Origin of the sequence: Methanosaeta sp. UBA458, assembly GCF_002496085.1 — an archaeon.
Lineage (GTDB): Archaea > Halobacteriota > Methanosarcinia > Methanotrichales > Methanotrichaceae > Methanothrix > Methanothrix soehngenii.
In genome coordinates this window covers 1-5,492 of record NZ_DAIK01000074.1, presented here as the reverse complement: position 1 = coordinate 5,492, position 5,492 = coordinate 1, and the positions used below count along the sequence as shown (strand labels likewise).

Here is a 5,492-nt window from a genome sequence, read left to right as displayed (position 1 = left end):
TATGCCGTAGCGGGTGCTAAGGGAGACGATGGAGTCTATCCACTCCTGCTTCTCCCCGTAAAGCCGGATCTGAGTGAGATAGTATCCTACCGCCCGGGTGGCCCAGAGACGGGGTATGAAGTCGTCGCCGCCCTCTTTCCGGAAGCTGAGATCCTCATAGGTATAGCTTCTCTCTTCCTGGTTGACCATTCCCTTCAGGGTGATTTTCGCCGGTCCGCCTTCTCTGTACCTTCCAAGCATGATGAGCTGAGAGCCGGCGAAAAGGTCCGGGATCCTCTGGGGATAGACCTGATCGACTATGATATCGCCCCAGTCTAAGGAGAGGTCGGAGAGGACGGGCATCTTCACCTTGCGGTAGAAGGCGCTGACCTCCTCATCGATCTCTTCCCCTGGACGGACATAGGTGCTCGCACCGCCGTTGTCCATAGAGATCTGGTCAAGCAGGTCGGTGTCCACATCGTCGCCCACCCCAAAGCTGAAGATGCGCACATTATCCGGTGCCTCTCGCGCTACATTGTCAAGTATTGCTCCTGTCACCGTCACTCCCTCGGTGGGCAGGCCATCGGTGAGAAAGATGAGGGTGGTGGGGCGGACTTCTTCCGCCAGGCCCACCGCCTCGATCATCGCCCGGTTGATATCCGTCGATCCCATGGCCTCCAGGCGGTCTAAGAAATCCTTTCCCTTATCTGCCTGGGCGGCGGGCTCGAGACTGGGGCTGAAAGATCTGGTGGTAGTGGCAAAGGAGACGATAGCAAACCGATCCAGAGGATTGAGGTGATCCAGGACATATCTGGCAGCCTCCTTGGCCTGGTCCATCTTCTCGCCTTGCATGCTGCCCGAGGTGTCCAGGACTAGAATTATATCCTTGACCACTATCTCCTCTTCGTTTACCTTTACATCCGGTGCTGCCAGGAGGAGGAAGAAACCGTCTTGGCCCTCCTCTTTAAAGCTGAGCAGGTTCAGGCCGATCTTCTCGCTGCTGATGGTGTAGAAGAGCTCGAAGTCCCTGTCCGGCAGGACATCCGATTGCTCCAGTCCCAGAAGGGCATGGTAGTCATCCTCCCTATCTATGGAGACCTCATGGCGAGAGGAATAGACGGCCTTCAGCGGTTCTCGCGACTCGATCTGGGCCCTGACGACCAGATCTTCCAGCGGCCGGGAGGAGAAACGTTCTGTGCTCAAGGGATAGATGTAATGAACCAGGCCGTTTTCCACCGGCAGGATCTGGCTATACTCCAGCTCAATCTTGCGCTCTTCTCCTGGGGGGATGGGAAACACTGAGGCCTTGAGGGCCTTTCTGCCCACATACTCGAGCAGTGCCGGGTCTTTCATCCTCCGCACTACATCATCATATATTGTCCGGGCCTCATCAGCTTCCAGGATCTCGCCGTGCACTGCCTTTCCATCCACCCACATCACAAAATCGCTCACCGCAGCGCCCTCTGGCAGGGGAAATATGTAGGTTCCCTCAGCAGTCCATGGATTGTCATTGACGAAGACCTGATCCACCCGGGTGGTGGCCACCTGGTCCTTTATCTGGATGTCCACATGATGGTACTTGATGGCCAGAGACTGGTCTAGACGCACGTCCACTCCAGGTGGCGGATCGACGATGATGATTCCATCCGCTCCTGCGGGGCTCATCAGGCCTGAAGATATGGCAATTATCATTAGCAAGATGTATTTCCACATAATCCCACACTCGATATCAGCCCAAAAGAGCCGATAGATCTTAACAAATTATAATGCGTCATTGGTATAAATAGATCTTATCCTCATCATGGCCCTTGCCATCGTCGTTTGATTGATCCAAGACATATCGCCATTTTGATATATTTTGACGAAGACAGATTCATGAACAATTTCTGAGTAGAGAATAGGCGAGGGGTGAGAGAAAATGTTTGAAAAAGTTCTGATTCCGACCGACTTCTCCAGGTACTCCAGCAAGATGGCCGAATATGTAACGGAGATCCCTGGGACCAGAGAGGTAGTGCTTCTCAATGTCCTGGATGCCAGCAATCCCAAGCTCCTGGAGAAGAGCGGATGGAGCTATGACGCCATCATAAGCGAGGCGGCTTTTCGGCTCAATGAAGAGGCAAAGCTGCTCGCTAGTATTACCTGCAAAAATGAGGTTTCTCTCATGGTGAAGCCCATCCTGAAGGTGATAGTGGAGCCCATGAGTGGGGCGGATGGGATAAATCTCAATCCTCCGGAGCCCAGGCAGGATGCGGATTTTGTTTACGGAGGAACTGTGGGCGATGCCATTCAGAAGACGGCATGGGAGGAGAATGTATCCCTGATAATCATGGGAGCAGAAGGTAAGGGAATGCTGGAGGGGATACTGCTCGGAAGCGTATCCACAGAGGTGCTGCGCCAGGGTGAGACCGATCTATTAATCATCCGCCACAAAATGCTGGAAAAAGGTAAAGAGGCAAATATGGAGAGGTTCTGCCCAGATATCTTCTCCAGGATTCTGGTCACAACTGACCTCTCGGCGGCAGCAGAGGATGCCATAGTACTGGCAGGGGAACTGGAGGGAACAAAAGAGATCCTTCTGGCCCATGTAATATCCAAAGAAGAGGAGTTTGGCAGAGCGGCAGAAAAGCTTAATCTGATGCGTCAGGATCTGGAGCAGCCGGGAAGAATGGTCACAGTCCATATCCTCAAGGGCAAGCCTGCCGATCAGATTCTGGAACTTGCCAAAAAGCATGATGTTTCGCTTCTGATCTTCAGCTCCCAGGGGAAGGGCTGGATCAAGCAGATGAGATTGGGCAGCACCTCATTCGATGTCGCCCGGCGATCGGATAGGCCGGTGCTGGTGGTCCGGCAAAAGACGGGCTGAGCCGGGCGCGGATAACGGATAGGTGAATAGAGAAAGGGGCAATGCAAATAAAGAACGGAGGCAGATCTTATGAATGATGAGGATCTGGACAGCATTCTCTTTGAGCTGCAATCGATCCATCCGGATATCCGTCCCATCTCCACCGATCTTATAGTTGTGGCGGATTGGGTGAGGCTGAAGTGCAGATACGGCTGCCGGGCCTATGGAAAGCACCTTTGCTGCCCGCCCTTTGCTCCATCTCCAGAGGAGATGAGAAGGGTCGTATCTGAGTACAAGACGGCTATTTTGGCCAGGTTCCTGGCGGAACCGGGACCGGGAAACGACCCCAGGCACATCCACCATTACCTCTGGGACTCCATTAATAATCTGCATGATACCGTCTACCAGTTGGAAACCAGGGCATTTCTATTGGGTTATTACAAAGCTCTGGGCTTTTATGCCCTGCCCTGCACCCTATGCGAGACATGTGTAGGTGAGGAGATGCAAGAGAGTGGGGAGAAGATGAATCCCCTGGACGTTCTCAAGTGCCGGCATAAGGACAGGATGAGGCCCTCCATGGAGGGTTGCGGGGTGGATGTGTTCAAGACCCTGGAGAATGCCGGATACAGTCCCCAGGTGATCAGGTCTTATTCGGAGAGGGTTGTTCTCTTTGGGATGGTGCTGCTGGATTGATTCTCAGCCAGGAATTCACAATTCAATATTCTGAAAGAAGATAAGAATAAATAGTAAGAAATACGCAAACACGCATCTAATAGATTGCAAGGATGGGCTGAAATGACAGAAGGATATGAAGTCTCTGGCAATGCACTGGATCGATCGGTGCTTGCCAGCCTCAGGGAGCTGCAGGATGATGGCGATCCTGATATTGTTGCTGAGGTGGGTGGCCTCTTCCTGGAGCATTCACCGCAAAAGATTGCAGCGATCCTGAAGGCGGTGGAGAACGGTGATGCAAAAGAGCTGCAGACCGCCGCCCACAGCCTGAAGTCCAGCAGCGCTTATGTGGGGGCGATGCGCCTTTCGGAGCTGAGCCGGGAGCTGGAGATAATGGGCCGCTCCCAGGTGATGGATGGAGCAGAAGAGAAGGCTGAAAAGCTTAACCGGGAGTATAAGCAGGTCATGATGGAGCTTGATGCAGAGATCCAAAGGTCGAATTGAAAGAGGCAAAACGCAATATGCATATGCTTATTTCAATATACACCTGATAAAGGATGATCCGGATGGAGTATCGCTTTGACAACTACATCCTGAAGGCTTTTCTTGCTTCGGGACTGCTGGCAGTGGTGATGATGGCCCTAGCTCTGGGGCTGATCCAGCTCTTCCGCTACGGGCCTGGCCTGCCAGCATCCATAACCCTTATCCTGGCGGCGATCGCTTTTGTCCTCTCTGCCTCGTTCTTCGAGCGCTACGAGGTGGGGTCCATCATGTGGTCCATGTTGGTCTCCATCATCGCCACCCTGATCTTGGCCCTTCTCTCCGGGGGAATAATCTATGCCTTCTCCGAGAACAGCCATCCCTGGGAGGAGTTGCTCAGTGGCTTTGCTATCTGCATAATAATAGCCATGACCCTGCTCAGCTATCTCAAGCGCAGCCTGGGCGAGATAGAATACTAAAATATATAATAAACCTTGCAGAAGAGAGTTCTAATACTAGCAACATAATTACCTGCTTGTAATGGCCGGTCAAATGGTGGACTCTTATGGCCGCAAAGTCACAGGCATACGAATCGCTCTCACCCCTCGATGCAATTTGAAGTGCATCTACTGCCATCACGAGGGAGAGCTGCTGCCTGGTGGCGAGATTCCAGGAGATATGGTGGTGAGCATTGCCAAAGCGGCAGCGGAGCTTGGGATGCGCTCTGTGAAGCTCACCGGCGGAGAGCCTCTGCTGAGAAAGGACCTCGATCTTATCATTGCCCGTATTCCCCAGAGCCTGGATATATCCATAACCACCAATGGCATCCTGCTTGCCGAGCGGGCGGAGGCTCTGGCCCGGGCTGGTCTGGACAGGGTGAATGTCAGCTTGGACTCCCTCCAGCCGAACAGGTATTGCCAGATCACCGGGGGAAGTCCAGGGGATCTGGAGAAGGTGCTGGCGGGGATTGATGCCTCAAGAGAGGCCGATCTCTTGCCCATCAAGCTGAATTTTGTGGTTTTGAAGAGGAATGAGTCGGAGGTCCCGGAGATGATCGATTTCTGCCGCCGGAGGGGGCTTATCTTGCAGTTGATTGAGCTCCTGGACATTCAAGGCCAGGGAATATCCGGAGACATTGAGGGGATCGAGAGGAGCCTTGCTGCCAGGGCGGATTCCATCCTAATCCGTGAGATGCACAGAAGGAAGAAGTATTTCCTGGATGGAGCAGAGGTGGAGGTGGTCAGGCCGATGGACAACACCGAGTTTTGCGCCCATTGCACTCGGCTGAGGGTGACCTCGGATGGTAAGATCAAGCCCTGCTTGCTAAGAAGCGACAATCTGGTCAAGATCGATAGCTGCGACCCGGAGAGGGTCAAGGAACTGCTGCGGGTGGCGAACTCGAGGAGAGAGCCCTACTTCGGCAAGGTCTGCCGATCGGTGGCAGATGCCACTTTTATCGAATCGAAGATATTATAGTCAAATGGCAAAATGGGTCTCTGTAAACTACTCCGGCCTAAAG

Annotated in this window: 6 protein-coding genes; 5 read left to right on the top strand and 1 reads right to left on the bottom strand. The window is 53.3% G+C overall.

Going from position 1 to position 5,492, the window contains the following annotated elements; all coding sequences use genetic code 11:
* A partial coding sequence (locus tag BP822_RS05180) for a VIT domain-containing protein (protein WP_286877870.1) occupies window positions 1-1,671 on the bottom strand: 1,671 nt, incomplete at its 3' end.
* Between the two features lie 226 nt (window positions 1,672-1,897).
* Between BP822_RS05180 and BP822_RS05175 the strand changes: the two genes are divergently transcribed.
* The 5 genes from BP822_RS05175 (at window position 1,898) to moaA (ending at window position 5,449) form a co-directional block, all read left to right on the top strand.
* The gene (locus BP822_RS05175; RefSeq protein WP_013719936.1) at window positions 1,898-2,842 is read left to right on the top strand and encodes a universal stress protein; all 945 of its coding nucleotides are present in this window, start codon (window positions 1,898-1,900) and stop codon (window positions 2,840-2,842) included.
* Between the two features lie 69 nt (window positions 2,843-2,911).
* Window positions 2,912-3,514 carry a DUF2284 domain-containing protein gene (locus BP822_RS05170; RefSeq protein WP_013719935.1) on the top strand — a complete coding sequence of 201 codons (603 nt, stop codon included), beginning with the start codon at window positions 2,912-2,914 and terminating at the stop codon, window positions 3,512-3,514.
* A 102-nt stretch (window positions 3,515-3,616) separates the two neighbouring features.
* Window positions 3,617-3,997: an Hpt domain-containing protein gene (locus tag BP822_RS05165; RefSeq protein ID WP_013719934.1), complete on the top strand. Its 381-nt coding sequence runs from the start codon at window positions 3,617-3,619 to the stop codon at window positions 3,995-3,997.
* A gap of 53 nt (window positions 3,998-4,050) precedes the next feature.
* Complete coding sequence (locus tag BP822_RS05160; protein WP_157863784.1) at window positions 4,051-4,452, top strand: hypothetical protein; 402 nt, start codon at window positions 4,051-4,053, stop codon at window positions 4,450-4,452.
* A gap of 61 nt (window positions 4,453-4,513) precedes the next feature.
* On the top strand, window positions 4,514-5,449 hold the full coding sequence (gene moaA, locus BP822_RS05155; protein ID WP_048132343.1) for a GTP 3',8-cyclase MoaA: 936 nt from the start codon (window positions 4,514-4,516) through the stop codon (window positions 5,447-5,449).
* Window positions 5,450-5,492 lie beyond the last annotated feature (43 nt).